This is a genomic window from Pricia sp. (assembly GCF_041745955.1).
In the GTDB taxonomy this organism is placed as follows: Bacteria; Bacteroidota; Bacteroidia; order Flavobacteriales; family Flavobacteriaceae; genus Pricia.
In genome coordinates this window covers 1-1,904 of sequence record NZ_JBGTHY010000199.1, presented here as the reverse complement: position 1 = coordinate 1,904, position 1,904 = coordinate 1, and the positions used below count along the sequence as shown (strand labels likewise).

The following is a 1,904-nucleotide window of genomic DNA, read 5'->3' as shown; positions in this document are numbered from 1 at the left end:
CTAACTATTCCTCATCATCCAAATCTTTTAGGATATCCTCTAGACTTCTTGTGAACCTTTTCTTTTCTTCGGAAGTCCTATTTTTAAATTCTTCGGCAATACCTTCAATGTTGGATAGGCTATCCTGTATTTCGATCTCATCGTCCCTTTATGGGCGCACCACAGGTGGTCGAATACCTGGGCAGGTATACCCATAAGATTGCGATCGGCAACCATCGCATCAAGGATCTGGGGCAGGGCGGCGTTACCCCTTCGGTAAAGGACTATCGCCATGGCGGAAGGAATTCGCTATTGCGTTTATCGGACAGGGAGTTCATCCTCGTTTTGCTCTCCATGTACTGCCCAAGGGCTTTGTCCGCATACGCCACTATGGTATACTGAACAGTAGCAGGAAAAAACGGTTATTGCCCCTGATAACGGTACAGATAGGGGATGTCCGGACGACGGTAAAGCGCGGACCGTTGCAACATGACATATGCCCAGTATGCAAAACAGGGCACTTGGTAACGGTGATGGTCTTCGATGGCCGGGGACCGCCACGGCGCCGGCTCAAAAAACTGAAACAACAAAATAAAGGTGAAAGGGGTAAAACGGTAATTCGACCGTAAGGGCGCAGCTATGGCCGATCGGGAATTTCACGATAAAAAATGCCCCGGAACGGCATAAACCCCGATAGCTAGAAGACCACGGCCATTCAAATAAGACAGCTCAAAGACGGCAAAGTATATCTTGATGCCATTTTAACTTCTCTAAATCCATAATAAAACCGGACCAATCCCCATAAGGGCGGCAAAGCAACCGGTTCAGTCAACACAGCGTTCATGTTGGGTCGTACCGACCACACGAACGCTTAGTTATTACCCTTTGTTATTTTCCGGCAAGTGGATAATTATTGACCAAGACCGAAGCCGAAATCTGAAGAATTCGCTCCAGTTTCCTTATCATATCGACGGTCAATTTTTTCTTTCTGTTCAAGATCTCCGATACGCGACTTTTTCCGCCGATGATTCCGACCAAGTCCTTTTGGCGCATATTCAGCTCTTCCATCCGTATTTTTATCGCTTCGATAGGGTCTGGCGATTCAATCGGATAATGCTCGTTTTCATAGTTTTCTATAAGCAATGAGAGTATTTCCGCTTCGTCCCCTTCTTTTGTGTCGATTGGCGCATCGAAAATTACCTCCAAGCGTTCAAGTCCATTTCGGTAGTCCTTTTCGGATTTAATAGGCTTTAATTCCATAATATTTTGTTTAAATCGTGTCCGCATCTATTTTGTCATATTCGGCGTGTGTGCCTATAAAACGAATAAATGCCCATTGTTTTTCATAGTTGAACTTTACTATCAACCGATATGAATTTCCTTTGATGTTGAAGAATACCCGACCGTTCTTAAGAATGCTTGCGTTGATATAGGTTTGTTTGACATCGTTCGGCGAGAACCATTTGGCACTTTTTGCCGTGTCGTACCAAGTCTTCAGATACTGTTCCGAATCTGCGTGCTTTTTCCAATATTCCCGAAGCGTACTTTTTGCAATTATTCTTTTCAATCGTTCAATTATAGAACAAATATACAAAAAGTTCTCGAATATAGAACTATTGTTGATTTTTTATTATAAAGGGTAACTTCCAAATATAAACACAAAAAGTACTTTTATCCCATTCATACAACCGGATAAAAGCACTTTTCAAACAACTTTCTCACAAAGTTTACAGCGTCCTTAGATACTCCGCAACCTGTCGTGTTTCGTCTTCGGATAAATTCTGATTCAACATTATGGCATTGTTGTATTCTTTGAGCAAGGCCTTGGCGATGGGGTCTTCCTTGAGCATTTTGTCGGGGGCGATGATCATATTCATCACCCAGGCGGGGTTTCTTCTTTCGTAAACTCCTTTTAGGGCGGGGCC

General features: G+C 43.5%; 2 protein-coding genes and 2 pseudogenes. 1 reads left to right on the top strand and 3 read right to left on the bottom strand.

Annotation, left to right across the window (positions count from 1 at the left end; translation table 11 throughout):
- Positions 1-150: 150 nt before the first annotated feature.
- A pseudogene (locus ACEW8S_RS07010) lies at positions 151-608 on the top strand (transposase).
- Positions 609-867: 259 nt separating this feature from the next.
- Here the strand turns inward: ACEW8S_RS07010 and ACEW8S_RS07005 are convergent.
- The 3 genes and pseudogenes from ACEW8S_RS07005 to ACEW8S_RS06995 form a co-directional block, all read right to left on the bottom strand.
- Positions 868-1,239, bottom strand: coding sequence for a type II toxin-antitoxin system HigA family antitoxin (locus tag ACEW8S_RS07005; protein ID WP_373517453.1), 372 nt, complete (start codon positions 1,237-1,239; stop codon positions 868-870).
- A gap of 10 nt (positions 1,240-1,249) precedes the next feature.
- Positions 1,250-1,546, bottom strand: a complete 297-nt coding sequence (locus ACEW8S_RS07000; protein ID WP_373517452.1) for a type II toxin-antitoxin system HigB family toxin — start codon at positions 1,544-1,546, stop codon at positions 1,250-1,252.
- 160 nt (positions 1,547-1,706) lie between these two features.
- A pseudogene (locus tag ACEW8S_RS06995) lies at positions 1,707-1,904 on the bottom strand (cytochrome c); the annotation flags it as partial.

Coding starts and splice junctions, on each gene's coding strand:
- ACEW8S_RS07005 (WP_373517453.1), bottom strand. CDS start 1,239: ATGGAATTAAAGCCTATTAAATCCGAAAAGGACTACCGAAATGGACTT.